The sequence below is a fragment of the Vibrio sp. B1ASS3 genome, from assembly GCF_905175355.1.
GTDB lineage: Bacteria > Pseudomonadota > Gammaproteobacteria > Enterobacterales > Vibrionaceae > Vibrio > Vibrio owensii.
Genome location: NZ_HG992742.1, coordinates 1,068,340 through 1,095,066, shown reverse-complemented (window position 1 = coordinate 1,095,066; position 26,727 = coordinate 1,068,340). Strand labels below are relative to the sequence as shown.

The window sequence follows — 26,727 nt, the reverse complement described above, 5'->3', positions numbered from 1 at the left end:
CACTGAATCGTAAAATCAGTGTGTTTAGTCATTTTGTGTCCACGCACTGAGCTTGGTGCGTAAACGTTGCATCGATTGACTCAGTATTTGACTTACGCGAGATTCGCTTACGCCCAACACATCGCCAATCTCTTTCAAATTGAGTTCTTCGTCATAATAAAGCGAAAGTACTAGCGCTTCACGCTCTGGAAGCTGTTTTATTGATTCAACCAGTGCTTTTTTGAACGATTCATCAGCAACACCCTTAAATGGATTGCTGTCATCGGTTTCATCAGCCGGTGAAATCACATCATCAGAGACGCCTAAATCTTCAATTCCCACCAGTTTTGAACAGTTTATGTCGGTAAGCGCACTATGATATTGGTCTAGTGTCATGCCGAGATGTGCTGCTACTTCTGAGTCCGATGGGTCACGATTTAGTACACCTTCCAGCTCTGCGATCGCTTGGTTAATTTCGCGGTTGTTCTTATGAACAGAACGAGGTACCCAGTCGCCTTTGCGAATGTCATCTAACATCGCACCGCGAATTCGGATACCTGCATAAGTTTCAAAGCTCGCACCTTTAGAACCATCATAATTCTGCTGAGCTTCGATAAGGCCAATCATGCCGGCCTGAATTAAATCTTCTACCTGAACACTCGGCGGTAAACGGCCTAACAGGTGATGAGCAATACGCTTAACCAACACCGAGTAACGTTCAATGAACGCCTGCTGGCTATTAAATTTGCCATGTTGGTCATAGGTAATCGCTTTATTCACCAAAAGGGTCCTCTGCCAATTCAGTACGATTTAGCAACCTTTCAACGAAAAATTCTAGGTGTCCACTTGGTGTCTTAGGCAGTGGCCACGTCAGTGCTTTGTTCGCTAATGAGCTGATCGCTAAAGCCGCAGGAGAACGAGGGAATGCATCCACAACAATCTTCTGTCTTTTCACGGCTTGACGTACTTTGTCATCCAATGGAATACATGCTACGAGTTCGAGGCTGACATTCAAGAAGCGCTCTGTGACTAGAGTCAACTTTGCGAATAATTCTCTGCCTTCACGGTAGCTTCTGACCATATTTGCAACAACTTTGAAGCGCTGAACCTGGTGTTCTTTACTCAACAGCTTGATTAATGCGTAGGCATCGGTGATTGAAGTCGGCTCATCGCAAACCACAACCACAACATCTTGAGCTGCACGTGAAAAGCTAATTACCATGTCAGAAATGCCCGCTGCTGTATCAATCAGCAGTACGTCCATTTCTTCTTCAAGACTACCAAATGCACGGATGAGTCCAGCATGTTGAGCGTGAGACAGCTCGGTCATGCTTTGTGTGCCAGAAGTTGCAGGGACTATCTTTATACCATAAGGGCCTTCAACAATCGCATCTTTTAGCTCACATTCACCCGCAAGGACATGGCCTAGGTTACGTTTTGAACGGATTCCGAGCATAACGTCCACATTCGCCAGACCTAAGTCCGCGTCGAGAACCATCACCTTTTTGCCTTGGCGCGCCATACAAATCGCCAGACCCAGTGTTACGTTTGATTTACCCACACCACCTTTACCGCCAGTAACAGCAATTACTTTAGTCAATGATGGTTGTGTTAAGCGACGGAGGCCGCTTGCTTGATCGTGTATCATATTCTCAGTCATAGTAGTCCGCCGCCCTAGAGTCCTTCGCTGTCACTGTTCCAAAAGTGAGGTTCGTTCTCTGTCGACTTCTCTAACAGTTCATTTGCTTTCGCAATCATGTATTTTGGTTGTGCTATCACAATGTCTTCTGGTACGCGCTGACCATTGGCAATGTAAGCCACTGGCATCGCGTTCTGAATCACCACGCTGATGAATTCGCCAAGACTTAATGATTCATCAAGCTTAGTCAAAATACAGCCCGACAGCGGAATGCGTCGGAAATGATCCAGTGTTTCTTGTAGAACACGACGTTGTGCGGTAGCTGGCAAAACAAGGTAGCTGTGAATCACTTCTCCGCTCTCTTGCATCAAGGTATCGAGCTGTTCAGAGAGTCTTACGTCTCGCTGCCCCATCCCTGCCGTATCGACCAAAATCAGTCTTCTGTTTCTTAGCTGATATATAACATCGGCTAACTCGTTAGAATCTTTAGCAACTCTTTCAGGACAACCCATAATTCTTCCGTAAATTGAGAGCTGCTCATGTGCACCTATGCGATATGTATCTGTTGTCACAAGGGCAACATTGTCGGCACCAAACTCCATTGCCGCACGCGCTGCAAGCTTTGCAACCGTGGTGGTTTTACCAACACCTGTCGGCCCAAGCAGTGCAACCACACCACCACGCTTCAAGATGTCTTGTTTTGGAATGCTGATTTGATCCGCCACGAGAGAAAGCAGTGCCTTCCACGCTCGCGCCGGCTTAGTGTCTTCTGGAATGTAGCAAGCCATTTGATCTGCCAACTCCGGTGAAACGCCCATTCGCTCTAGACGCTTAATCAGCATCGCGCGCAATGGTTCACGGCGTTCTACCTCTTGCCACATCAAACCGGAAACTTGGTGCTCCAACAAACGACGAATTGATGTCATCTCTTCGCGCATGTTCTCTAATTCACTACTAGATTCTTCTCGCTCATCCGACGGACGACGACGGTCATAGCGTGTTGGATCCAACTTAGGTGTTGGGCGCTCAAATCGGTTGTCTTGTGCAATCAACTTCGCCAATGGCGAATCGGGTTGATATGGTGCTGGCTTTTCTTGGTTATAGCTTTCACGATGCTTGTTTTGGCGCTGCAGTAATGCCGACAAAGAATCTTCGTTCTCTGCTACATGGTCATCTGACTCAGCAGCACCATTGCTGTATTGCTTGAGCATGTTCGCGAAACGTTGCGTCATTGAGCCTGATTTTTCATTGTTCGCGTTTAGGCTAATTCTGTCTTCATCCAAACGGCGATCTTGATAACGCTCTGCTGCAGATGACGGCAATTGACGTTGTTCGCTATAACGATTTGGTTGAGCTGCGCCACGGTTAGGAAGAGAGTGCGCCTGTGAAGTCGGAGCTGCATTGGACTCGCCGTCGATTGCCGCTACGATCTCTACACCGCCTGCCACTTTCTTGTTCGACATGATCACCGCTTCTGCACCAAGCTCTTCTTTCACTTGGAGCAGCGCTGTTCGCATGTCTTTGGCAAAAAATCGTTTAATTTTCAAACTATAAATCCATTAATGATGCGCAGGCTTAGTTGCCCACGGCTTGCACAATTCTGATCTGCTTTTCGTCCGGTATTTCTTGGTAAGACAGTACGCGGAGGTTCGGTATTGTGTTCTTAACGAACTTCGCTAATGTGGAACGCAATACGCCAGATGTCAGCAGAACCGCAGGCTCGCCTTTCAGTTCTTGCTCTTGTGTCGCTTGGCTCAGAGAGGACTGAAGTCGCTCAGCTAATCCCGGTTCAATACCAGCGGATTCGCCGCCTGAAGCCTGCATGGTTTGATGCAAGATTTGTTCCAGTTCAGGAATGAGTGTTATCACTGGTAATTCAGGCTCTATACCATTGATTTCCTGAACAATTAGACGTTTCAAACTGATACGAACTGCGGCAGTCAAAATGTCAGGTTCTTGACTCTTACTCGAGTACTCCGCCAAGGTTTGCACGATGGTTCGAATATCGCGAATTGGGATAGCTTCGTTAAGCAGGTTTTGCAGCACTTTCACCACCACGCCAAGTTGCAACTGATCAGGAACAAAGTTCTCCACCAATTTAGGCGCGCTACGACCGAGCATTTCCAACAGGTTCTGTACTTCTTCATGACCAATCAGTTGTGACGCGTTGTTGGTCAGCAGTTGGCTCAAATGGGTAGCGAGTACCGTGGATGAGTCCACTACGGTGTAGCCTAATGCTTGGGCGTGTTCACGCTGCTCTTCACGAATCCAAACCGCTTCTAGACCGAATGCAGGGTCCATGGTTGGTTCGCCTTCAATCATGCCGTAAACCTGACCTGGGTTTATCGCCAGCTCTTGGTCTGGACGAATCTCGGCCTCACCAACAGCAACCCCCATCAAGGTGATGCGGTAGCTGTTTGGCGTCAGTTCTAGGTTGTCACGGATATGAACCGCAGGAATAAGGAAGCCGAAATCTTGAGAAAGCTTCTTACGCACCCCTTTCACGCGCTCAAGCAACTCACCACCTTGGTCACGATCCACCAACGGGATCAAGCGATAGCCTACTTCTAGACCGATGATATCGACGGGTTGTACGTCATCCCACGACAACTCACGTTGAGAAATCGGTTCACTGCCATCTTCCGCTTTGGCGGGTAAGGCGGGTTCTTTGGCTTTTTGTTTTTGCTTCTTGTCGAGCCAGTAAGCGGCACCACCAGCGATAACCGCTAATGACAAGAATGAGAAATGAGGCATACCCGGTACGATACCCATAACCCCAAGAATCGCGGCGGTGATCATGAGGGCTTTCGGGTTGTCGAACATCTGGAAAATCAGCTGCTCGCCCATGTCTTCATCAGTATTTTGACGCGTTACCATCATCGCAGCTGCGATAGACAATAATAGCGATGGAATTTGTGCCACCAAGCCGTCACCGATAGTCAGCAAGGTGTAGATTTGCATTGCTTCGGAGAAGCCCAAACCGTATTGCGCCATACCAATCGATAGACCACCGATGATGTTGATAAACAGGATCAAAATACCCGCAATCGCATCACCTTTTACGAATTTAGACGCACCGTCCATCGAGCCGTAGAAGTCGGCTTCTTTGGTCACTTCAAAACGGCGTAAACGCGCTTGGTCTTGGTCAATCAAACCGGCGTTCAAGTCCGCATCGATCGCCATTTGTTTACCCGGCAAAGCATCCAAGGTGAAGCGAGCACTTACCTCAGAAATACGACCCGCACCTTTGGTCACAACCATGAAGTTAATGATCATCAAGATAAGGAAGACCACCAGACCGACGGCGTAGTTACCACCGATAACAACGTTACCGAAGGCTTCGATTACGTTACCGGCCGCATTGCCCCCTTCGTGACCGTACAAAAGTACCACACGGGTTGAAGCAACGTTCAACGCCAAACGCAATAGCGTCGCGATTAGCAGTACCGTAGGAAAAGCCGCAAAGTCGAGTGGACGACGTGTGTAAACGGTCACTAACAACACCACCATAGCTAAGGCGATGTTAAAGGTGAAGAATAAATCCAGCAGGAATGCAGGTATAGGTAGCACCACCATTGCAAGGGTGGCCAATACCATAACAGGCGCACCAATGGCGGGCATGGAACGCTGTGGGATTTTGGGTAATTTATCTGCAAATGGCAGGCTTAACTTCATACTGCGAGGTGTCTCAATCGGTCTGGAGCATCACGTAACAGAGGCATGTAAGTACACACATGTAACTAGTATTACGCGACAGCTTTCGCCTAAAAGTTTAGGTATTGTTGTTGATTAACGCGATTTAAGCAATGTGTGTACCATGATTAACGCCAAAATAATGACTAGTTGCTCAAAGAAATCACAATCCTTTGATCTAATGTGAATTTTTGTCTAATCACACCATGCAATTATTTTCATTAGTGACGATGTTCAGGTGGGATTGGTAGGTCGTAGTCCTGAATTTTCGGTCGTTGACCGCCACGTTTACGATACTGCTTAAGTTGGAAAACGAACGCCAGAACTTGCGCTACAGCGGTAAACAAGCCGTCTGGAATTTCCTGCTCCAACTCTGTGGTGTGGTAGAGCGCACGCGCCAATGGCGGAGCAGGTACGATGGTAATGTCGTGTTCCCGCGCGACTTCTCGAATCTTCATCGCCATATGATCGGTACCTTTGGCGATCACCACTGGCGCACGGTCAGTTTTCTGCTTATAACGCAACGCGACAGAGAAGTGCTCTGGGTTGGTAATGATAACGTCCGCTTGAGGCACATCGGCCATCATTCGACGCTGAGCTGCTTCACGTTGCAACATACGAATACGACCTTTAACTTCAGGCTTACCTTCGGTCTCTTTGTATTCGTCTTTGATCTCTTGTTTGGTCATTTTAAGCTGATCAGCGTGTTGCCAAATCTGGAACGGAATATCAATCGCCACAACGATGAGCAAAGAACAACTGATCAGCAGGATGAAGTTGAGCAAGATGTCCAAAGCGTGAAAGATATTTTGCGGATACACATCCATGCTTAGCTGAATCAAATCCGCTTGCGAGGCTTGGATAAGGTAAATCGCCATCCCCGTTACCAACGCAACTTTTAAAATCGATTTGATCAGCTCAACCCAACTTTGCATGCCAACCATGCGCTTTAGACCACTAAGCGGGTTCATCTTGGAGAGCTTTGGCATTGCCGCTTCGGCAGAAAAGCTGATGCCCCCCACCCCTGCGGCTCCAATCATGGCGGCGACAAATAAGGTTATGAGGATAAGGAACAGTGGGAACAGCAGATCCGTCATCGCACCAAAAGCAATGTCGAATAACTTAGCGGTATCGAAGATTTCATCGCGTTTGAGATCAAACAAACGACTCATGATGGAAAACAGCGAGCGCGCCAAAGACTCGCCAAACCACATTAAGGCGATAGCCCCTACGATCAGTACTGACGCTGATGCGAGCTCTTTAGACCGAGCAACCTGCCCCTTCTCTCTGGCTTGTTGTAACCGTCGGGGCGTGGCTTCTTCGGTGCGTTCCTGACCGTCTGACTCTGCCAATCCAGCCTCCTAGCAATCCAAGCGAATGAGGTTACAAATCTGCTCCTCACCCACTGCCCAGAACAATTCATAATGACTGTACAAACCAGCCAGAATGTACCAACAAAGTAACAAGCCCACCATCAAGGCAAAGGCAAAACCGAGTGAGAAGATATTCAGCTGTGGTGCGGCACGTGTCATTACACCGAATGACAAGTTAATCGTGAGCAGCGCGATAATGCCCGACAACGACATACTCAATGCCGTCTTAAACATGATGCCAAGCCAACTCGCCATTTCACGGAAATCGACCGCATTGAGCGAGCCAGACCCAATCGGCAAGGTTTTGAAACTAAACACCACCAATTGCAGCATTTTTAAATGCCCATCGGTAGCCAAGAAGAACATGGTCGCCAAGAACATAAATAGCTGACCAAGCAAAGGGGTATTTTGGCCGTTAGCAGGGTCGACCATGGATGCGAAACCCAAGCTCGATTGCATACCTAAGATCTGACCTAAAAGTACAAAGGTCTGGATCATAAACTGAGTCACCATGCCCATCGCAACACCAATAATAATTTGCTCGGCAATGGTCATAAAACCACGGAAAGAAAGCAGCTCAATATCTTGAGGCACCGCAGGAATCGCAGGGGCAACCGCAAAGGTAATGGCTAAACCGAGGTAGAGACGAATTCGAGGTGAGACAAAGCGAGCCCCAGTTACCGTCATCACCATCAACATGGCAGAAATACGAGTATAGGGCCAAAAGTAGTTTGCGATCCAGTCGAGGACGATATGGGTCGGATACTCCATACGCGACTCTAGTAAAGCACCTGTGGTAGGCGTTCAATCAGGCCGAAGAAGTATTCCATCAACATTTGGGTCATCCAATGGCCGAACAACATTAACGCCAACAAGGTAACAATCAAACGCGGTAAGAAACTCAACGTTTGTTCGTTGATAGAGGTTGCCGCTTGGAAAATAGCGACGACAAGACCAATAAGCAAACTTGGGATAATGATGGCACAGACCATGATCAGCACCATCCACAGTGCATCACGGAAAAGCTCGACAAACATTTCAGGAGTCATGTCTTACCCTCTTCTCTCTGTGCCAATCTAAAGGGCAAAACTGCCGGCGAGTGTCGACAATATCAAGTTCCAACCATCCACCAGCACAAACAGCATCAGCTTAAATGGTAGCGATACGATCATTGGCGAGAGCATCATCATACCCATGGCCATCAATACCGATGCGACAACCAAGTCGATGATCAAAAACGGCAGGAATAACATGAAACCGATTTGGAACGCAGTCTTAAGCTCTGAGGTAATGAAAGCAGGAATCAACACCGCCATTGAAACGTCTTCTGGGTTTGTCACCTCTTCACCAGACATATTGACGAACGTTTCCAAATCTTTAATTCGAGTCTGTTTAAGCATGAACGCTTTCATTGGCGCTTGCGCCGCATCAAAGGCTTCACGTGCTGTCACTTGCTCGTTCAAATAAGGTTGTACCGCTTGATCGTTAATTTCATTCAAAACAGGCGACATGATAAAGAACGTCAAAAATAGCGCGATACCAATAATGACTTGGTTAGACGGCGTTTGTTGTAGACCCATTGCCTGTCGCAAGATGGACATCACCACCACGATACGGGTAAACGACGTCATCAAAATCACCATGGCTGGCAAGAAGCCAAGCATGGTCATCAACGCAAGAATTTGTAGAGTAACCGAGTAGTCTTCGCTGCCATCGGCATTGGTCGTCATGGTAAAGGCAGGAATCCCTCCACCATTGCCCACTGACATACTTCGGCTTGAGCCCGACTCGTTTTCCATCGCCTGAACCGTCACACTATCACCTTGTGCAAGATTAGAAGGCAATGGCGATTCCTCTGCCTGCGCAAACGAAAGTGAAGAAAACAGCACGCCAACGAGCAGCATAAAAGTGCTCAGCATTAGGCGGATTGAATTATCCTTTGTCATGTTTTTTTATTAGTTGGCTAAATTGACTCGCGAAGGCGCTGGTCGCCAACTCTTCCTCTTTCAATGGCTTTTCAAGCTTGGCTAGGGTTTGGATAGATTGGCTGGTAATGCCTACCAAAAACTGTTCTTCACCGACTTGCACAACCGCAATGCGCTCTTTGGTACCGACTGGTAACTGGCTAACAATTCGTAGCCCTTTTTGTTGACCCATTGCTGGTACTTGCATGCGCTTTAGCAACCAAGCCAGGAATAAAATCACACCAATAACCAGCACTAAAGAACCTAACGTGGTCGCAAGATCCAAACTCGTTGGCGCGGCAGCAAATGCATAAGGAGCACTCAGCATTAAGCCGAGTGCTCCTGTAATTTGCTTCAATCGCGTTTTGATTGAACTGCTCATATTAACGCAGCTTTTTGATGCGTTCAGTTTGGCTGATCACGTCAGTTAGACGAATACCAAACTTATCGTTGACGACAACGACTTCGCCGTGCGCAATCAAAGTACCGTTAACCAGTACATCGAGCGATTCACCTGCGAGGCGATCAAGCTCTACAACCGAACCTTGGTTCAATTGCAGTAGGTTACGGATACTGATTTGTGAGCGCCCTACTTCCATCGAAATAGTCACTGGAATATCCATGATGGTGTCGAGTTTGCGACGCTCATCTTCCGTAATTGGAGCCGAGGTGTCTTTTAACTCTTCCAGTGGCGCTGCCAATATTTCATCAACATCAATTGAAGGTGCAGACGGGTCTTCGCCAAGAGCGGCTGCCCATTCGTCTGCTAGCTTTTGATCGTCACTTGGTTCCATTTTTCTGTCCTGTGTTAAACCTTACTGCGCCATACTTCTGGCTTCATTCTTTGTTGTCGATAACAGAGAACAAAGCGAGGCGATTGTAATGAGTAAGGGTTTTAATCGTCTGTATCGTCGTCGTTTTCAAGTTCAGACATGATGTCTTTACCCAAGAACGCTAAATCTGTTTTTACTACGTGTGGGCGTTCGATCTCTTCAGAGATCTGCACTGCCATCTTGTCTTCGGAGCGACCCATTTTCACACGGTAAGTTGGTAAGTCTTCGATGAACATGGTGGCGTGTTCTGGCATTTCAATCGGGATCACGTCGCCCGGTTGCAGCTCCATCAAATCACGCAGAGAGATGTCCTTCTCAAGCAGATTCACGCGGAAGTTGACTGGGCAATCCATGATCTCTTCACGTAGTGCCGAGCTCCAACGCACGTCAGTTTCCATCTTGTCGGATTGAACACCCGCATCAAGTAGTTCGCGGATTGGTTCCACCATCGAATAAGGCATGACCACGTGGAAGTCACCACCGCCGCCATCCACTTCAATATGGAATGAGCTTACGACAATCACTTCAGTCGGGCTGACAATGTTCGCCATGCTTGGGTTTACTTCTGAATCAAGGTACTCAAATTCCACCCCCATGACCGGCGACCACGCTTCTTTGTAGTCCTCGAAAACAATCTTCAATAGAAGCTGGATGATGCGACGTTCAGTTGGGGTAAATTCACGACCTTCAATTTTGGCGTGGAAGCGACCATCACCGCCAAAGAAGTTTTCTACCAAGATGAAGACTAAACGCGCTTCCATGGTGATCAATGCCGTACCTTTTAGTGGACGGAAGCGCACCATGTTCAAACTTGTCGGAACGTACAGGGTATTTTGGTATTCACCAAACTTCATCATCTGCACGCCGTTGATCGACACTTCAGCGGTTTTACGCAACATGTTAAACAGGCTGATTCGCATGTGTCGGGCAAAACGCTCATTGATAAGTTCGAGCGTCGGCATTCGACCACGGACAATCCTGTCTTGAGACGAGAAATCGAAACTGACGGCACCCTCGGTGTCGTTATCTATGGGTTCATCGACGTCATCAACATCGTCAACCCCATGCAGAAGCGCATCAATCTCGTCTTGGCTTAATAGATCGGTCACGTTATACCTATTGAATTACAAAATCTGTAAACAGTACTTTCTCAATCACTGGCTTACCAACAGCGGCATTCAATGCAGCTTTGATATCATCAGAAGCGCGATCACGCAGTTCAGTTCGTCCTGTTGGAGAACGAAGTTGCTCCACGGTCGCTGACGCAAATGTCGATAGTAGTGAACTCTCTATCAGTGGGGAATGGTAACGAGCTAATTGCTCATTCTCGCTGCCACGCACCATCAGTTGCGCTTTGATTTGTACCAGTCTATCGCGGCGGTCTCCCGTCACGTTAAAAATAAACGGTTGTGCAATGTTCACGTACGCAATTGGCGCTGCTGCCGTTTGCGCTTGTGCTTGCTCGGTTTGTGCTGCTTGCGCAGGTTCATCAGAACCCATTAAAAAGAAAGCTGCCGCACCACCACCGATAAGCAAAACCACCACTGCGATAATGATGATCAGTAACTTACTTTTTCCGGGTATTCGAAATAGTGTGAGTATCGATTAATAAACATACAGAATTGATACCCACACTTCACAAACCCTATTCGTGTGTATTTGGTTGTTTTTCAAGCAAAGTAACCATGTCTCTAAACAGAGCTTTAAAGGCTCTATGTCTTAAGCCATGCATTGTTACTTTTGGATCGTCTTTCTTCAACAATTCGAACAGTGGATCATGGGTTGGTTTGTTCAAGGACTTCATTGACACTTCCAAGCCGCCTTTGTTGTAAAGCAGCTTCGCTCTAAGCACTTCAAAGCTATAACCACGACCATTCCTAAACACACCCTTGATTGTGTTGTTCAGACTCTCCGTAACTGCGTTGGTGTAAGGATAGTCCCACCAATTAAAGATAGGCTCATGCCAGTTATCAACGGCTCGTATGGCGTCTTTGAAGTATTTTCTGACAGGTGGTGTAGATACTGCTTTCCAGTTCTCCCAGTAGTCCTCAGCTTCTTTTCTGGTAGGCATATCCCACATATCGAGAAAAGCCTCTTTAGCGTTATACACTTCCATCAACGTTGGGTATTCCTCTGTCCAGAAATGGAATGACGCCAGCTCGTTTAAGCCCTTGATGTTTGCTCTACGCTTAAGCAGTATCTTTCGGTCATTCTTGAGCTTCTTACGCTCCTTGTCTGATAGTTCGGCTCGTATCGCCTTACGTGCTTTCTCCATAGCTTCACCAGCCATCTTGGCAACGTGAAAGCGGTCGATAACTACAACTGAATTAGGCAATAGCTGTTTCACAGCGCGGTAATACGGTCGCCACATATCGATACAGACGATCTCAATATCTTTCCATCCATTCAGCCTCATAATGGCTTTCTGAGTGGCATCCTGAGATCTATCTTTACGCATATCGAGTAGGGTTCTACGCTCAATATCCGTCATGACAAGGTGCATCTTCTTGCTGAAATGAGTCTCATCGATACCAAGAACGCGAGGAGCAAGCCAATCGTGCTTACCTTCGATAATATCCACGTAGTTGGCGAATACGTTACGTATAGTGCCTTCGGTGATACCCATTTCAGTGGCTACATGTGTAAACGACACTTTCCCACACATTCGCATGATGTAGTCTTCTGCTCGTTTAGTCATACGAAAATCATTAGAGAGCCAGTCCAATTGTTCAAAGCGAGTCTTGCTACAATCCTTGCAGCGAAGTCGCTTTCTATCGAATTGAATCTTGATGGTTTTGCCGTACATACGAGTGTCGTTGTAAGGTTGGTTTACCTTGCCGACGATTACTGTATTGATTGATCCGCACTCGGAACAAGTGCGGTTAGGGGATATAGATTGAGCGTGGAATATACAGTGATCGTCATATTCTTCACGCTCAATCACTTTTAGGTTTTCGAGATTTAACATGGTTATCGAGAGACGCGAGGGATAGGTTTTTGAGATACGGCTAAGTCCTCAAGCCCTTTAATCATTTGTTCCATTTTATTCGGGAACTCAAGTTCATGAACCTTCGCCTCTAACTCCTTTACTTTCTTTTCAAGTCGTTGATTATATCGAAAAACATCGTTTAACTGTTCAAAGTTCCCCGATTTTGCAAGAAGTAGAGAAGCCATCCCAAGCTCTGCATCACGATTGCATTCAAACTTCCAATCAGAACTTTTACCTAACCTATGACCACGAACAACGGTTATCTTTCCTCTCAAACCAACATATAAAAGACCCCATTTATTCGGAAGTTCTGATTCAGATATTAACCCCTCTGGGCAGATGTAGTATCGAAAATTACCCATACCTAATTCTGGGTTAGCCCTAAACGGCTTGTTTCTATCTGCTAAAAAATCACTACGACTAACTTTTGCCTCTATGACTATGGTTTCAGTTCCATAAGCGGTTCTTAATCCGATCGCGTCAACAATTTCACCACCATTAGAACCAGATTGCACCTCTGAAAACGCATTAGGGCATCCACAACCGCCAGCACTATGCGAGCGCTTTAGCCAGCCAACTGCTTTTTTACATAAGTCGTTATGGGTAATTTCTTTTGCCATCAATACACACTCTTTTACGAATTAAACACCTTTAAACTGTATCAGCGTTATCGACTTGCGTACACATCATTTTACGAATACCCCTTTTTCCTTTTGGTGCATCCGCACCCTGTAGCTGTTCTTCTGCCATTACTGTCTCTTATTGTTTTGCTTTTTTAGGCCGCTATTTTATGCGTAAAAACTAATTCCATCACGCTTTGAAACCACATTCAAATCAAGATTCGTGTCGGCATCAAAGTTTTCATCTGACTGACCAGAAAATCCACGACCTTGAGAGCCTTGACCGTTTTGTTCCGCATTGGCGTAGCCACTTTGTTGCTGACCACTGCTCTGTTGCTGGACCGACGAATCCGCCAATTGCACACCTTGCTGAGCCAACATCTCTCTCAGGCGAGGTAAGGTTTGCTCAATCAAGTCACGAGCTTGCGGGTTTGCCACCGTAAAATGAACGTTGGCAAGATCGTTGTTCATTGTCATGCGGATCTGCATACGACCAAGTTCTGGCGGATCAAGACGGATATCGAGGTTCTTTAAGTTCTTCGACATCATCATTTGTACTTTCTCTGCCACTTGGTCATTGGCCAATTCTTTGGTTAGTTGCAACGGTAGTTGTGCCTGCTGCGCAGCATCCACTCGTGCTTGTTGCTGAGCTGTCACGCCTTGTTGACCTGCTGCCGCTTGAATTTGTCCCGCTAAACCATGTTGTGGTTCCGGTTTATCTTGCTTACTTGAAGCACCCTTCAACGCGCCTGCAGCAAGACTAGCATTCATCACTTTCTTGCTTAGCTCTGCACTAGAAGCAGCCTGTGCCGCGGGGTTTAGATTTGCTGCCACTAGCGCGTCTGGCATTGCAGATAACGCTGCTTTGTCAGCATTTGGGGATACGGCTGTCTGCGCACTCGCTTGAGCTGCAGCGTGCTTCATGTCCTGCGCGGCTAGTTGATGAGCTTGTTGAGCCGCCACTGAAGACGCCGCAACACGAGTTTGGTTATGAGATGCTTGATGCTCTGCCATCGCCACTTTTACATCGCTTGGCAAAGCCGCGAATTGCGCTAATTCTTGCACAGGAATATCCGCAACCATATCACCCGTTTTTAGCCCCTCAATCACATCAAGTTCTTGTTGAGAAAGCGGCTTACCCTGCGCCAACTTGGTATCGATGATGTGCAGCTCATCAAGAGAAATACGTTTTACTTCAGAGATTTCAGCCTCGACTGGCAATGCCGTTTGCAATACTTCTCCACCAACCGTCGACTGAGCACCTTGAGCCACAACTTGACCGTTAACCGCGGCTTGAGTTGTCGCATTCACCGTTGCTTCTGCGTGAACAGCTTGAGTACTTGGCGAGTTCCAATCAATTTTCGCGGCAACTGGAGCCGCTTGATTTGTGTTTGCTGCTTGTACGTTCGCGGCTGATTCCGTCGTCAATACAACAGGTTTACCATTGGCATCCAACGTTACTTTGTCACTGCCAACAGGTTGCGCCGCGTTGCTTTGCAGGCCGGATTGCTTAGCAGAAAGCATCGCTTGTTGTTCTGGAGTCAGCGGGGTGTCTTTTTCCCGTTGAGTAACGCTTTGCGCCAATACTGCCTCAGGTGGCAATGCTTTGCCGCTATCAACTAATTGCTCATTAGGCTTAAGCGTTTGGTTTGCTTGCTCAATACGACCCAACAATTGTTGACCTTCACCCATCGCACTTTTCACTTGAGCATTAGGCGCCTGTTCAGAAGCGTCTGCATCATTAGGTTGCGTTTGTTTTGCTATCGTACCTTGTGCAACTTGGCTTGAAGCACCATTTGCTGCTGACTGGGTTGCATCGCCTTCTGGTGAATTTGTTTGTTTAACACCGCTAGAAGCCAATTCGCTATCTGAAAGCTCACCCGCTTTGCTGTTCGCAACTTGTTTACCGTCGCCTTGAGCAAGTAGCTCATCGGTTGATTCTGCAGATGCCACTTTCTCGCCATCCACAGTATCAACGACTTTTTCTTGGCTCTCACCTTCTGAGTTTGCCGATGCGACTTTTGTCGCCTCATCTGTGTTTTTTGCCGATACTTCTGACGCATCAGATTTTGCGACCGCTTTTTCGGCTTTTTGTGAATCAGTAAATACCCCGGCTAAGGTTTCAAAAAAACCTTTGCTTTCAGGGCTTTCTGCATCAACTTTATTTGAAGAATCGGAAACCGACGTCTTATTGGTTGCAGAAACATTGGATAAATTCACATTCATATAGAAACTCTCGTCATCGGCAGCGTTGAGCAACTCGCTGTCGGATTGCACATAGGCGGCAAACTTAGGTCAAAAGACCCGATACTGACGGCTAAATTGCAAAAATCACGCCAACGCATAGTGTGGAATTTCTGACGGTTAAGTGAGACGACATCAGTGGAACAGAGATCAACTTTGCGATATCCCTAAGCAGCATCAAAGATGCGTAAACCATCATCATAATTTGACTATTCATTGGTGGGAGCGTAAACAGAAGCCTTGCTCAATCAATAAGGAATCACTTTGAAAGTCACAGAACTTCGCCAATATAAAATTAAGACTGGCAAAACAGAGCAATGGTTAACGTGGATGAAAGACGAGTTGCTGCCCTACCAACGCTCCAAAGGCATGCGTGTCTTAAACACCTATGTTCACACGGGTGAAGATGGGCACGATTACTTTGTCTGGTTACGTGAGTTCGACAGTGAACAAGCGCGACAAGCGATATATGCAGAGACTTACAATGAATGGTGGATTCGTGAAATTCGACCAAAGGTTTTTGAGTTGATAGAGCAAGACTCCGTCAAAGTAACCTTGCTTGAATCAGTAGAGATGTAGCAAACAGCGCTAACGCAATATAACGATGAGAAACGCTTAGAAACGTTGCGGTTTCCGGCTATACAGCAAGGTAGAAAACTCATCCATCTGCTTTTGCTCACGCTTAGCTTCCGCAATTTGCTTTTCTTTCTCGCGCTTTTCAATCATCCACTCGTAAGACATCCGTTCTTTACGCATGTTTAACCAGTAATCTTGGCAGTTCACCACCTGCTCTTTAAAGTGGTTTTCTGCCTGTTTTTGCTTGGAAAGCGTTTCATCGAGCTGGGTTAAGAAGCGGTTTAAGTGGCCATATTGGCTTGCGGTGAGTCCTGCCATACCACGGTCTACCAACTGCTGACAGTAATCTAAGCGGTACTTTTCAATTTGCTCTACTTGGCGGTAGTAATCTTCAAGCTCCGAGCGGGCTTTATTGAGCGCTAATACGGCTTGGTCTTCGCGTTCTTTTGCTTGCTCAAGTAGGAATTCCATCGCGTTATTCATACGCTATTACCCACCCAAGATGCTCTTCAACATGTTGACGCACATGTCATAAGGCACAGACTCTTTCATACGCTGCTGCAAGTATTCATCCAGTTTTGGCTTGAGGGTAAATGCGCCATCGATAGCCGGGTCAGTCCCCGGTTTATAAGCGCCAATCGACACCAAATCTTGGTTCTTACGACAAATCGACAACACCTGACGCACCGCTTTCGACATCAACACGTGCTCTTCTGTGGTGATTTGTGGCATAACACGGCTCACCGATTTCTCGACATCGATGGCTGGGTAGTGACCTGCGTCCGCCATTTCACGAGACAAAACAATGTGACCATCGAGGATCGCACGTGACGCATCGGCGATCGGATCTTGCAGATCGTCACCTTCGGTCAGAACGGTAAAGAATGCGGTGATCGAACCTTGATCATCACCACCGTTACCTGCACGTTCCACCAGTGCTGGCAGCTTAGCAAACACCGAAGGCGGATAACCTTTGGTTGCAGGCGGTTCACCCACAGACAACGCAATCTCACGCTGCGCTTGAGCAAAACGCGTCAGAGAGTCCATCAGTAGAAGAACATCTAATCCTTGGTCACGGAAGTATTCGGCAATCGTCAGTGCAGTTTGACAGCCCTTCAAGCGCATCAAAGGCGAAGCATCAGCAGGAGCTGCCACCACCACAGAACGACGACGTCCGTCTTCACCCAAAATCTCTTCAATGAATTCTTTTACTTCGCGTCCACGTTCACCAATCAGGCCAACGACAACAACTTGTGCCGTCGTGCCTCGCGTCATCATGCCAAGGGTGACCGATTTACCCACACCAGAACCCGCAAACAGACCGATACGTTGACCTTTACCGACCGTCAATAAGCCGTTGATGGCTTTTAAACCCACATCAAGTGGCTCAGAAATCGGCTTACGCGCTAATGGGTTGATTGGCTCAGCGTTGAAAGAAGCGCGATGATCGGTATAAAGCGGGCCGAGGCCATCAAGTGGGTTACCCACACCATCAATCACACGCCCAAGCAGTTCCATACCAACGGGCAAACCCGCTTCACTGGTCAAGGGCGTCACTTTCGCGCCCGGTAAGATGCCCGTGATTTGCTCACTCGGCATTAAGAAAAGGTTATCACCAGAAAAGCCCACCACTTCCGCTTCCATATGACCGGACATGGTTTCGACCAAACACAAGCTGCCAATCGGAGCACGACAACCTGTCGCTTCCAAGGTTAAGCCTACGACACGCACAAGCTTGCCCGACGCTACCGGACGCGTGGTCAGCCCTTCAACTTTGTAGTTCTTTAAACGGTCAGCCAAGGCTTGCATGGACTACTCGCCCCCTTGATGACGATTTGCGCCACAGAAGCTGTTCAGCACGCTTTTCACGCGCTCTTCCATGCGGTAGTTAATGCTCGATTCGCCAGCAGCAATTTGTACATCACCGCGATTTAATGCTGGCTCTGCAACCAATGTCCAATTGCGACAATCAAGTTCTTCTTCGCCGTATGCAGAGCGGATGATCGCCACATCGTCTGGGTTCAGATGCAAGGTAATTGGATGGCCAGAAATTGGCAGCGCTTCAACAGATTGTTTTACGGTATCGAGAATAATTTGAGGGTTGGTTTGCACTTCCACATGCACAACTTCTTTGACTAGGCACAGCACCATGTCCACCAGCTGCTTTTCAACCTGAGCATTCATCAGCTCTAAAGGTTGAGCAAATTGGTTAGCCAAATTCATGAAGGTTTCCACCTGCTGCTGGATGTACTCTTGCCCGGCGGTCACACCTTCCGCTTTACCCAGCTCAAGACCTTCTGCATGACCGGCTTGAATGCCTTCTTCTTTGCCTTTGTCGTAACCTTGCTTAAAGCCCGCTTCTTGACCTTGATACAGACCTTCTTGATAAGCACCTTGCTTGATCAATTCGATCTGTTCTTCTGTCAGCTCAAGCGCTTGCTCTTCTTCTGGTTCGTCAAAATTTGGCACCCAACCTGGATCGTAGTTAAACGCAGTTTGCTTGGCTTGCTTTGCTTTCGGCTCACCGTAATCAGGCAAACCCCAGCGCTGCGGTTCGATCATCGCATCGTCTTCATCAGGACGGATAAATCCACGTTTTCTATCGCCAGCCATGCTTAACCTACAATCTGTCTATGTTGAAATTGATTTTAAAAATAAAGTGCTTTGAAAAATGCGCGACTAAGGAAGTGCATTCCTCCCACTTATAGCAGGAGGAATAAGAAAGGTTTATAAGAACTCGTCCGCGCCGCCAGACAGCATGATCTCGCCAGCGTCGGCCATACGGCGAGCAATCGCCAAGATTTCTTTTTGCGCCGCTTCTACATCTGCAACGCGAACCGGTGGCATTGCTTCGATATCGTCACGCATCATCTCAGCTGCACGCTTAGACATGTTCTTGAAGACTTTCTCACGTAGAGAGTCATCGGCACCTTTAAGTGCACGTTGCAGAACGTCTTGAGGAACGTCACGCAGCAATTTCTGAATACCTTGGTCGTCCACTTCCACCAAGTTCTCGAATACGAACATGAGGTCTTGGATTTGTGTAGCCATGTCTTCGTCTTGGTCGCGAATTTGCTCCATCAAGATACCTTCGACGTTGTTGTCTAGGTAGTTCATGATTTCTGCTGCTGCCTTCAAGCCGCCAATCTTCGCTGCTTGTGCACCCGCTTGACCTGCGAACTGTTTCTCCATGATTTCGTTCAGCTCTGCCAGTGCCGATGGCTGAACTTCTTCTAGGTTAGCAATACGCATCATCAGATCCAGACGCACACGCTCTGGGAACTGAGAAAGAATTTCTGCTGACTGATCCGCTTCTAAGTACGAAAGTACGATGGTTTGAATCTGCGGGTGTTCGTTGACGATGATACTTGCCACTTGGCGAGGATCCATCCACTTGAGTGAATCCAGACCTTTCGAGCCAGTACCCAACAGGATTTGGTCGACCAAGTTGTTTGCTTTGTCTTCACCCAGAGCAGCCACCAGCGCATTACGCATGAAGTCTTCGCTGCCCATACCGATGTTGGTGTATTTCTGGATGTCTTCTAAAAACGCACGATGCACACCAGACACTTTGTCTTGGCTCAGATCTTTAGCGCGCGCCATTGCACTACCAACACGTTGAACCTGCTTTGGTTCTAAGTGACGGATGATGCCAGCGGCGTCGCCTTCGTTCAGGCTCAGTAGCAAAATCGCCGCTTTTTCTTCACCTGTCATGCTAGAGACATCAAACTCCGCAGGAACACCTACGCCGTTTTCATCTTGAGGTACGATATCGTTAGCCATTTTCGTTCATCCAGTTTTTCACAACTTGAGCAGCAAGTTCTGGTTCGTTTGCCACCAGAGCACGTACTGCTTTGAGTACATCTTCATCTTTGTGAAGGTTAGGCAAATCAATGCTTGAACCAAACTCAAACAGCTCACCGCTTTCGATGTCGCTACCAATTAGGCTGGTTTCACCATCCGCACCAATTGGCAAGCCATCTGGTCCGTACATTTCGTCTTCGTCGGTGCTCGCAGGGTTAAGCAGTTTCTTCATTGCTGGGCGAACCAGAACCAAGATAACCACGATGATCACCAACGCACTCGCGAACCAACGAACCCAATCGTTGAAGTTTGGATGTTCCCAAATTGGTGGATCAACCATTTGCTCAAGCTCTGGCTCAGCAAACTTCACGCTAAGGACGTTTAGCAAGTCACCACGGTTTTGATCAAAACCAACGGTACCAATCAGCACTTGGCGAATGGCGTTAATTTCTGATTCTGACAGCGGCGTATAAGTCACTTCGCCCGTATCTGGGTTTACGGTGCGACGGTCTTTGATCGCCACCGAAACGGTTTGACGCGCCAATGTGCCCGTTTGCTTGCGCTCGTGACTGATAGTGGTGTCGAGTTCAAAGTTACGCGTTGATTCTTTACGGACTGAACCTTGCCCAGTCAGCGAACCGTCTTTCATCTGCGCCACATCTTGAGGAATCGACGCATCGGCTGGCGGTTGGTTACTTAGAGCGCCAGGAATGCCCGCAACCATATTGCCGTTGTTGTAATCTTCTAGCGCGTATTCACTGCGCGTTGCTGGAGTATTCGGATCGAAGTTCTTACGAGTTTGCTCAACAGTGCTGAAATCCATTTGGATATCGACCTGAGCGGTGTAGTTACCAAAACCTAGGATTGGTAGAAGAACAGAATCGATCTTCTCGCGCAGCGCTTGCTCTTGGCTACGCTCTAACTCTTGTTCTTTACGGCGAGCCGCAGACGCAGGATCTTGAGAACCTGAGCTAAGCAGACGACCGTGTTGGTCGGTGACCGTAATACGAGAGGTCTTCATGCCCGGAACAGCACTCGCCACCATATCAACGATGGAATCCACTTCTTGTTGTTTTAGGTTTGCGCCTGTAGAGAGCGTCAGAAATACTGAAGCAGACGCTTCTTGGTTATGACGAACAAACACACTGTGTTTTGGCAGAGCGAGCAACACACGCGCTTTGCGTACCTGCTTCATCTCTTCAATGGCTTGCGCAAGTTGGCGTTCGCGGCTGAGCTTTAAACGTTCTTGTTCCAAACGTTGTGATACACCAAAGCCCATGTCTTGCAGCAGAATGTCATCGCCTGCCGCTGTTGCTTGGTTCACGCCCGCACGCACCATACCCAGCTTGATCGAGTTGTAATCGCTCGATTCCACAGAAATGGTGTTGCCATCTAGCTTGTAATTGATTTTTTGCTGGTCGAGGTAATCCAGCACTGGGATCAGTTCTTCGGTTTCATATGCACCAAGTGGGCGCATTTCCGGTTCTTTCACCCAGAAGAAAAGCATCACGATCAACGCAACACAGATAGAGATGGACAGCACTAATACGACCTGACGAAGTAAATCGAGGTCCCCTACTGCCATATCGAATTTTGACGCACTGCGCTCTTCTAGATCTGGGTTTTGGCTATCCACATCCAAATCTGAGCCAGCGATCAGTGCACCATCTGCGCCGCCATCAGTGACGGTTAAATCTGTAGACTTGTCTGCCACACTTATTACCTAAAATTACACTGGCATGTTCATGAGGTCCTTGTAGGACTCAACGAGCTTATTGCGGATTTGTACAGTGGCATCAAATGCAACACTGGACTTGTTACGAGCAATCATAACGTCAGAAAGGGAAACATCGGCATCACCACGGTCGAAACGCGTTTGCAGATCGCCCGATGCTTTTTGAAGTGAGTTTACGTTATTGATGGCTTTCGTTAGGAGATCACCAAAATCTGCCCCAACTTTCGCACCTGTTGCAACGGGAGCGGTGTTGGTCGCTTCCACCATCATGGCGCGCATTTCTGCCTGAATACCATCAACTTTCATTGTCACCTCTAAGCCAAAAGTTTGACTATTAAATAAAACTGATTATTGACACAGCAATTACTGTGCCATAAGACAATAGTGTCGTAGTGTACCCACACTTTTGTCCTATGGCTATTTATGTGAATACTAAGCCGGAATATCGATACCAGCGTCACGCATTTTGGCGAGTTTGTAGCGCAAAGTACGTGGACTGATGCCCAATTTCTCTGCCATTTCTTTACGACGACCGTTACATTCGATCAGCGTTTCCAAAATGATCGCGTATTCTTGGTCACGCAGTTCACCACCGAGTCCTTCACCACCAGCGGCAACACGGTTGATAGATTCTGCTTGCGCGACTGGCTTAACATCTGGCACCACCACTTCTGCATTTTGTACAACATGTTGCAGACTGCTGGCATCTTGCCAATCTACACCTTCCAGCAAAATGTGTTCTGCATCAATGTCACCGTTTTCACTCAAAATCAGAGCACGTTGAACCACGTTATCCAACTCACGAACGTTACCCGGCCATGGGTATTGAAGCAGCTTATCTAATGCGACTTGAGAGAACTTAGGTACTGGCATGCCCATTTTGCTGCAATGACGTTCAGCAAGGTGCTGCGCAAGTGGCGAGATATCACCTTTACGTTCACAAAGTGCTGGCCATGAGATTGGGAAGACGTTCAAGCGGTAGTACAAGTCTTCACGGAAGTTGCCTTCTGACACGTACTGCTTAAGGTCACGGTTACTGGTCGCTAATACACGAACATCCAGCTTGATGCTCTTACGGCTACCCAAACGCTCCACTTCACGCTCTTGAAGAACGCGCAGCAGTTTCGCTTGTAGGCTCAAATCCATTTCACTGATTTCATCCAGCAAAATCGTGCCGCCTTGGGCTTGTTCGAACTTACCCGGACACGCTTGAACTGCGCCAGTAAACGCGCCTTTCTCGTAACCAAATAGTGTCGCTTCCAGCATATTGTCTGGAATCGCCGCACAGTTAATCGCAACAAAAGGACCGTCTTTACGGTTTGAAGCATTGTGGATGTAGCGAGACATGACTTCTTTGCCTGAGCCGCTTGGGCCCAAGATCATGACGTTAGCATCAGTGCGTGCCACTTTGTCAGCTAACGCAAGTAGGCGCAGACTTTTCTCGTCCGCAACGACTGCATCACCGTTGTCATCACTTTTGATTGGTGCGTAACGGCTCACCATGTTCAGCAGAACTTCTGGTGCAAATGGCTTCGCCATGTAATCAATCGCACCTTCTTTCATTGCCGACACTGCGTCTTCAATGTTTGCATAAGCCGTCATAAGAAGAACTGGCAAGTTTGGCCAATTCTGTTTGATATTACGTAGCAGAGCCAAACCGCCCATGCCTGCCATTTGTACATCAGAAACCACGATGTCCACCGCGTTCGACTTCAGCTTCACTAAAGCGTCTTCTGCACAATCGGCTTCTAACCACTCGTACCCTGCCAGAGCCAGAGTATCCACTAAGGCTTCACGAAGACCTTCATCGTCTTCTACGATCAGCACTTTGCTTTGCGCCATTATGATTCTCCAGTAATTGTTATCGACAAAAGCCGCTTATTGCGCTTCTGCTTGCACTCGCTCTAGCGGAATGCACATGGTAAAGCAGGCTCCATCACCCTGCTCTGAAATAAGTTCCAATCGACCGTCATGGGCACGGCAAACCATTTGAACTACAGCGAGCCCTAACCCGGTTCCTTGAGAACGCGTGGTAAAGAATGGCTCCATAATTTTTGCTTGCAGTTCTTTTGGTACACCCGGACCACTATCTTGCACAGAAATGCGCAGTTCACCGTTCACCGGGCGGAAAAAGACATCTATTTGCGATTCCTTTCCAGACATCTGAATCGCGTTCATCACTAAGTTACTCAGTGCTGAAGCAATGGCGTTAGCGTTGCCTAACAGCTCAGTGTTCTCTTCTTCGACTTCTAGGAAGTAGTCGATGCTGTTGTTCTTCAGCGCGGTTTCCACCATCGGCTGATATTCGACAACAAGCTGAGCAATGTTAAAAGGCTTAATGACTTTATTATCACCACCTTTGGCAAAAAGCAGCATATCATTAACCTGTTTCTCCAAATCGTGCAGTCGATCCATTAATTTGCTTTGGAATCGCTCTCTTGTCGCCGGAGGGAGATTTGGCGCACCTAAATTGGATGCATATAGCATGGCGCTCGATAACGGCGTTCTCACTTGGTGAGCCAAAGAAGCCACCATGCGACCAAGCGATGACAGACGCTGCAAGTCACTCACGCGAGATTGCAGCAAACGCGTTTCTGTTAGGTCGGTGATCAGGATAAGTTGACCCGTCGCAGAGGCCGAGATCGCCAAACGAACCTTACGGCCATTACGCAGTGAGACTTCATGACCATCATCTTCGCGCGGATCAAATACCACTTGGATGATGTTGAACCATTTCTCGTTGACCAGTGGGATTTCAAGGATACGGTGCGCTTCCGGGTTGGCTTCGCGTACCACACCGTGTGTATCCAATAAGATCACACCTGCGGGCATCACATCCAAAACCTGCTTGTAACGCTCGACCTGATTCTCTACCGAGTCTAAATGGGATTGGTTGGTATTATTGTCCATTCACTGCCTGTCGAAATATCGCCATTTAAAAACTAAAATAGCTTGGTAAGCAATTAGCGTACCAAGCTATTTTCTATATTTATCATAGCGTTATACTAACGACAAGAAGTTGACACCAAGAAGAGTGCGCTTTTCTTGTCGGAAAAGACAACAAGCGCAATGGAAAGTGCTTACTTTTGATGTCAGATAAAACCTAGCGTTGTAGGTTGTATTTGCGCATCTTCTCCACCAAAGTCGTGCGTCGCATACCCAGCATGTCAGCTGCTCTTGCTACGACACCACCTTGTGCTTCTAACGCTTGGCTGATCATGTTGACTTCCATATCGGCTAGAAGCTCTTTCAAGTTCACGCCTTCTGGCGGTAAAGCTTGAGGGGCATTCATGTTGTGGTCCAGATCGCTTTGATCTTCAAAACTGAAGTTCTCAGAGAAGATGTCTTGGAACACGTCACGCTCTTGTTCTTCAACCGAAGTAAACGGGTTACCTTCTGGTTGGAACTCAGGAATATCACTGTAACGGTACTTTGTCGGCAGATGGTTTACGTCGACCAAACTGTTTGGGTAGAGAATGATCATGCGCTCAACAAGGTTGGCAAGTTCACGAACGTTACCCGGCCAGTTGTGTTCCATCAGCGAGTTAATCGCACGAGGAGTGAAGCAAATTGGTTGTCCGCCTTCTGCTTCCAAACGCGTCATTAGCTCTTGTAGCAACAAAGGGATGTCTTGCTTACGTGCTTTTAGTGCAGGCATCTCAATTGGGAAAACATTCAAGCGGTAGAAAAGGTCTTCACGGAACGTGCCGTCGTCGATCATAGTTTCTAGATCGCGGTGCGTTGCGGCTACAACACGAACGTTTACTTTGATTGTGGTGTTGCCACCGACGCGCTCAAAACAACGCTCTTGCAGAACACGCAGCAACTTCACTTGCATCGACATTGGCATATCACCAATCTCATCAAGGAAGATCGTCCCCCCCTCGGCTAGTTCAAAACGGCCTTTACGTGAGGTCAGCGCGCCAGTGAACGCTCCTTTTTCATGACCAAACAGCTCACTTTCAAGAAGCTCTGGTGGGATAGCGCCACAGTTAATTGGCACAAACGGGCCATTACGATAGGCAGAATGGTAGTGAATGTTACGTGCGACGACTTCTTTACCCGTGCCAGACTCACCCAAGATCAGCACATTTGCTTCTGTGCCCGATACTTGTTCGATCAAATGACGAACTTCTTGAATGCCTCGGCTTTGGCCAACAAGGCTACGGAAAAGGGTATTTTTACGCGCGCTTGCGACTACATTAACGCCCTTGCGACCAAGGAAGTCTTTGCAGTGACGTAACGCTTCGCTAAGTTGTGGGTAGTTTAAAGGTTGTTCTAATTCACCGACAAAATTTGGCAAGTCATCAACAGGCAATGGGAAAGAACCCAGAACCAGAAGGGGGATATGGTACGCTTCGTTGAGGTGGGTCATCACCGCTGTCGCAGCACGACCTGCAGAGATGTTACCAACAATGCAACCTGACCAAACACTAGACCAGTCTACATCGCCTAGCTGATCAGAACTGACAGCTTCGCAACTTTCTCCAACAAATTCCAATATATTGCTTATATTCAAACGACTTGGTGCATCGTCATCGATTACAAGCAGCTTTGCCAAACCTTGCATAAGTAAGAATGATTGCCTTTATTATGGGTGTGTTGCGGCCAGACCTTGATTTGCGCAATTGAGTGTCAGAAAGGTGGGACCACTCTCAATTAACGATAGACAAAATAGGAAAATCAGCAACAAAAAAAAGCCATTAGGGGCCACTAATGACTTCTATTTTATTTGAATAAAAAAATAAGGCAACCAAGCAATAAAGAGGTGTGAGCTTGATTGAAACTTTACTGAACGACTTTCTGTGCAATCAGACACAATACCCTACCAAATAAGTAAGGTATTGTTTTATCTATTAAATGCCTACTTCAGCAGCCGTTAAGTTGTGAAACTCTGTTGGGATCTGGTCCCAAGCTGATTTGATCTCACGAATAATGTCGATAACGTCGTCGATCGGTTGAGGATCGTTTTGGTGGTTCGCTGCCGAGATCTGAGTGATCATGAACTCGTAAAGTGAATCTAAGTTTGATGCAATATCACCACCGTCGTCCATAGACAGACAGCTGCGCAGTGCGATGATGATGTCCAACGCTTTACCCAGACGCTCACCTTTTGCAGGAATGTTGCCTGCTTGCATTGCTGCTTTACCTTGGATCAGACGCTCAATTGCACCCGCCATTAGCATTTGAATGACTTTGTGCGGAGAAGCCGCGCTCAATTGGCTGTCGACTGATACCTTTTTGTATGCTTGCAAAGAACCGCGCATAGTATTCCTCT

The 26,727-nt window shown here is 47.5% G+C and carries 26 protein-coding genes; 1 reads left to right on the top strand and 25 read right to left on the bottom strand.

Features of this window, described 5'->3' with window-relative positions; all coding sequences use genetic code 11:
• Positions 1 to 24 precede the first annotated feature (24 nt).
• The 15 genes from KJB05_RS05080 to KJB05_RS05010 all read right to left on the bottom strand — a co-directional run bounded on the left by KJB05_RS05080 (position 25) and on the right by KJB05_RS05010 (position 15,316).
• Positions 25 to 759 carry an RNA polymerase sigma factor FliA gene (locus KJB05_RS05080; RefSeq protein ID WP_005438709.1) on the bottom strand — a complete coding sequence of 245 codons (735 nt, stop codon included), beginning with the start codon at positions 757 to 759 and terminating at the stop codon, positions 25 to 27.
• Positions 752 to 1,639 (bottom strand): MinD/ParA family protein, encoded by an 888-nt coding sequence (locus KJB05_RS05075; RefSeq protein WP_005438708.1) that lies wholly within the window; start codon positions 1,637 to 1,639, stop codon positions 752 to 754. Before KJB05_RS05075 ends, KJB05_RS05080 begins: the two co-directional genes overlap by 8 nt.
• Before the next feature lie 14 nt (positions 1,640 to 1,653).
• Positions 1,654 to 3,165, bottom strand: coding sequence for a flagellar biosynthesis protein FlhF (gene flhF, locus KJB05_RS05070; RefSeq protein ID WP_208446089.1), 1,512 nt, complete (start codon positions 3,163 to 3,165; stop codon positions 1,654 to 1,656).
• Positions 3,166 to 3,193: 28 nt separating this feature from the next.
• Positions 3,194 to 5,293, bottom strand: a complete 2,100-nt coding sequence (flhA, locus tag KJB05_RS05065; protein ID WP_005438706.1) for a flagellar biosynthesis protein FlhA — start codon at positions 5,291 to 5,293, stop codon at positions 3,194 to 3,196.
• 239 nt (positions 5,294 to 5,532) lie between these two features.
• On the bottom strand, positions 5,533 to 6,663 hold the full coding sequence (flhB, locus tag KJB05_RS05060; protein ID WP_038896138.1) for a flagellar biosynthesis protein FlhB: 1,131 nt from the start codon (positions 6,661 to 6,663) through the stop codon (positions 5,533 to 5,535).
• A 9-nt stretch (positions 6,664 to 6,672) separates the two neighbouring features.
• Positions 6,673 to 7,455, bottom strand: coding sequence for a flagellar biosynthetic protein FliR (gene fliR, locus KJB05_RS05055; protein ID WP_005438703.1), 783 nt, complete (start codon positions 7,453 to 7,455; stop codon positions 6,673 to 6,675).
• 8 nt (positions 7,456 to 7,463) lie between these two features.
• Entirely contained in the window at positions 7,464 to 7,733 is a 270-nt protein-coding gene (fliQ, locus tag KJB05_RS05050) for a flagellar biosynthesis protein FliQ (protein ID WP_005433008.1), read from the bottom strand.
• Between the two features lie 27 nt (positions 7,734 to 7,760).
• Positions 7,761 to 8,630 (bottom strand): flagellar type III secretion system pore protein FliP, encoded by an 870-nt coding sequence (gene fliP / locus KJB05_RS05045; protein ID WP_032802991.1) that lies wholly within the window; start codon positions 8,628 to 8,630, stop codon positions 7,761 to 7,763.
• Positions 8,617 to 9,030 (bottom strand): flagellar biosynthetic protein FliO, encoded by a 414-nt coding sequence (gene fliO, locus KJB05_RS05040; RefSeq protein ID WP_005438699.1) that lies wholly within the window; start codon positions 9,028 to 9,030, stop codon positions 8,617 to 8,619. The genes fliP and fliO overlap by 14 nt, the downstream gene beginning before the upstream one ends.
• A 1-nt stretch (position 9,031) precedes the next feature.
• Entirely contained in the window at positions 9,032 to 9,442 is a 411-nt protein-coding gene (gene fliN, locus KJB05_RS05035; RefSeq protein WP_005438697.1) for a flagellar motor switch protein FliN, read from the bottom strand.
• 101 nt (positions 9,443 to 9,543) lie between these two features.
• Complete coding sequence (gene fliM, locus KJB05_RS05030; protein ID WP_005438695.1) at positions 9,544 to 10,590, bottom strand: flagellar motor switch protein FliM; 1,047 nt, start codon at positions 10,588 to 10,590, stop codon at positions 9,544 to 9,546.
• Between the two features lie 7 nt (positions 10,591 to 10,597).
• The gene (gene fliL, locus KJB05_RS05025; protein ID WP_208446090.1) at positions 10,598 to 11,083 is read right to left on the bottom strand and encodes a flagellar basal body-associated protein FliL; all 486 of its coding nucleotides are present in this window, start codon (positions 11,081 to 11,083) and stop codon (positions 10,598 to 10,600) included.
• 43 nt (positions 11,084 to 11,126) lie between these two features.
• Positions 11,127 to 12,449, bottom strand: coding sequence for an ISL3 family transposase (locus KJB05_RS05020; RefSeq protein ID WP_208446516.1), 1,323 nt, complete (start codon positions 12,447 to 12,449; stop codon positions 11,127 to 11,129).
• Positions 12,450 to 12,451: 2 nt separating this feature from the next.
• Positions 12,452 to 13,090: an adenylosuccinate synthase gene (locus tag KJB05_RS05015; RefSeq protein WP_208446517.1), complete on the bottom strand. Its 639-nt coding sequence runs from the start codon at positions 13,088 to 13,090 to the stop codon at positions 12,452 to 12,454.
• Between the two features lie 168 nt (positions 13,091 to 13,258).
• On the bottom strand, positions 13,259 to 15,316 hold the full coding sequence (locus KJB05_RS05010; RefSeq protein WP_208446141.1) for a flagellar hook-length control protein FliK: 2,058 nt from the start codon (positions 15,314 to 15,316) through the stop codon (positions 13,259 to 13,261).
• 282 nt (positions 15,317 to 15,598) lie between these two features.
• Here KJB05_RS05010 and KJB05_RS05005 point away from each other — a divergent pair, with 282 nt between their 5' ends.
• On the top strand, positions 15,599 to 15,913 hold the full coding sequence (locus tag KJB05_RS05005; protein WP_033005848.1) for an NIPSNAP family protein: 315 nt from the start codon (positions 15,599 to 15,601) through the stop codon (positions 15,911 to 15,913).
• A gap of 36 nt (positions 15,914 to 15,949) precedes the next feature.
• Here KJB05_RS05005 and fliJ read toward each other — a convergent pair whose 3' ends face one another.
• From fliJ to fliS, 10 genes are all read right to left on the bottom strand, one after another.
• Positions 15,950 to 16,393: a flagellar export protein FliJ gene (gene fliJ, locus KJB05_RS05000; protein ID WP_038896140.1), complete on the bottom strand. Its 444-nt coding sequence runs from the start codon at positions 16,391 to 16,393 to the stop codon at positions 15,950 to 15,952.
• Positions 16,394 to 16,399: 6 nt separating this feature from the next.
• Entirely contained in the window at positions 16,400 to 17,719 is a 1,320-nt protein-coding gene (gene fliI, locus KJB05_RS04995; RefSeq protein ID WP_005433019.1) for a flagellar protein export ATPase FliI, read from the bottom strand.
• A 3-nt stretch (positions 17,720 to 17,722) separates the two neighbouring features.
• On the bottom strand, positions 17,723 to 18,523 hold the full coding sequence (fliH, locus tag KJB05_RS04990) for a flagellar assembly protein FliH (protein ID WP_039842490.1): 801 nt from the start codon (positions 18,521 to 18,523) through the stop codon (positions 17,723 to 17,725).
• 114 nt (positions 18,524 to 18,637) lie between these two features.
• Positions 18,638 to 19,693, bottom strand: a complete 1,056-nt coding sequence (gene fliG, locus KJB05_RS04985; RefSeq protein ID WP_005438679.1) for a flagellar motor switch protein FliG — start codon at positions 19,691 to 19,693, stop codon at positions 18,638 to 18,640.
• Complete coding sequence (fliF, locus tag KJB05_RS04980; RefSeq protein WP_005438677.1) at positions 19,686 to 21,428, bottom strand: flagellar basal-body MS-ring/collar protein FliF; 1,743 nt, start codon at positions 21,426 to 21,428, stop codon at positions 19,686 to 19,688. Before fliF ends, fliG begins: the two co-directional genes overlap by 8 nt.
• 15 nt (positions 21,429 to 21,443) lie before the next feature.
• Positions 21,444 to 21,755: a flagellar hook-basal body complex protein FliE gene (fliE, locus tag KJB05_RS04975; RefSeq protein WP_005438670.1), complete on the bottom strand. Its 312-nt coding sequence runs from the start codon at positions 21,753 to 21,755 to the stop codon at positions 21,444 to 21,446.
• Positions 21,756 to 21,881: 126 nt separating this feature from the next.
• Positions 21,882 to 23,291 (bottom strand): sigma-54 dependent transcriptional regulator, encoded by a 1,410-nt coding sequence (locus tag KJB05_RS04970; protein WP_009707377.1) that lies wholly within the window; start codon positions 23,289 to 23,291, stop codon positions 21,882 to 21,884.
• 36 nt (positions 23,292 to 23,327) lie between these two features.
• On the bottom strand, positions 23,328 to 24,359 hold the full coding sequence (locus tag KJB05_RS04965) for an ATP-binding protein (protein ID WP_208446140.1): 1,032 nt from the start codon (positions 24,357 to 24,359) through the stop codon (positions 23,328 to 23,330).
• Between the two features lie 193 nt (positions 24,360 to 24,552).
• The gene (locus KJB05_RS04960) at positions 24,553 to 26,019 is read right to left on the bottom strand and encodes a sigma-54 dependent transcriptional regulator (protein WP_005438666.1); all 1,467 of its coding nucleotides are present in this window, start codon (positions 26,017 to 26,019) and stop codon (positions 24,553 to 24,555) included.
• Positions 26,020 to 26,305: 286 nt separating this feature from the next.
• The gene (fliS, locus tag KJB05_RS04955) at positions 26,306 to 26,716 is read right to left on the bottom strand and encodes a flagellar export chaperone FliS (RefSeq protein WP_005438665.1); all 411 of its coding nucleotides are present in this window, start codon (positions 26,714 to 26,716) and stop codon (positions 26,306 to 26,308) included.
• Positions 26,717 to 26,727: the final 11 nt, after the last annotated feature.

Bases quoted from the DNA above. Each gene is read 5' to 3' on its own strand.
- KJB05_RS05075 (WP_005438708.1), bottom strand. From the start codon at position 1,639: ATGACTGAGAATATGATACACGATCAAGCAAGCGGCCTCCGTCGCTTA.
- flhA (WP_005438706.1), bottom strand. From the start codon at position 5,293: ATGAAGTTAAGCCTGCCATTTGCAGATAAATTACCCAAAATCCCACAG.
- fliR (WP_005438703.1), bottom strand. From the start codon at position 7,455: ATGGAGTATCCGACCCATATCGTCCTCGACTGGATCGCAAACTACTTT.
- fliQ (WP_005433008.1), bottom strand. From the start codon at position 7,733: ATGACTCCTGAAATGTTTGTCGAGCTTTTCCGTGATGCACTGTGGATG.
- fliP (WP_032802991.1), bottom strand. From the start codon at position 8,630: ATGACAAAGGATAATTCAATCCGCCTAATGCTGAGCACTTTTATGCTG.
- fliO (WP_005438699.1), bottom strand. From the start codon at position 9,030: ATGAGCAGTTCAATCAAAACGCGATTGAAGCAAATTACAGGAGCACTC.
- fliN (WP_005438697.1), bottom strand. From the start codon at position 9,442: ATGGAACCAAGTGACGATCAAAAGCTAGCAGACGAATGGGCAGCCGCT.
- KJB05_RS05020 (WP_208446516.1), bottom strand. From the start codon at position 12,449: ATGTTAAATCTCGAAAACCTAAAAGTGATTGAGCGTGAAGAATATGAC.
- KJB05_RS05015 (WP_208446517.1), bottom strand. From the start codon at position 13,090: ATGGCAAAAGAAATTACCCATAACGACTTATGTAAAAAAGCAGTTGGC.
- KJB05_RS05010 (WP_208446141.1), bottom strand. From the start codon at position 15,316: ATGAATGTGAATTTATCCAATGTTTCTGCAACCAATAAGACGTCGGTT.
- fliJ (WP_038896140.1), bottom strand. From the start codon at position 16,393: ATGAATAACGCGATGGAATTCCTACTTGAGCAAGCAAAAGAACGCGAA.
- fliI (WP_005433019.1), bottom strand. From the start codon at position 17,719: ATGCAAGCCTTGGCTGACCGTTTAAAGAACTACAAAGTTGAAGGGCTG.
- fliH (WP_039842490.1), bottom strand. From the start codon at position 18,523: ATGGCTGGCGATAGAAAACGTGGATTTATCCGTCCTGATGAAGACGAT.
- fliG (WP_005438679.1), bottom strand. From the start codon at position 19,693: ATGGCTAACGATATCGTACCTCAAGATGAAAACGGCGTAGGTGTTCCT.
- fliE (WP_005438670.1), bottom strand. From the start codon at position 21,755: ATGAAAGTTGATGGTATTCAGGCAGAAATGCGCGCCATGATGGTGGAA.
- KJB05_RS04970 (WP_009707377.1), bottom strand. From the start codon at position 23,291: ATGGCGCAAAGCAAAGTGCTGATCGTAGAAGACGATGAAGGTCTTCGT.
- KJB05_RS04965 (WP_208446140.1), bottom strand. From the start codon at position 24,359: ATGGACAATAATACCAACCAATCCCATTTAGACTCGGTAGAGAATCAG.
- KJB05_RS04960 (WP_005438666.1), bottom strand. From the start codon at position 26,019: ATGCAAGGTTTGGCAAAGCTGCTTGTAATCGATGACGATGCACCAAGT.
- fliS (WP_005438665.1), bottom strand. From the start codon at position 26,716: ATGCGCGGTTCTTTGCAAGCATACAAAAAGGTATCAGTCGACAGCCAA.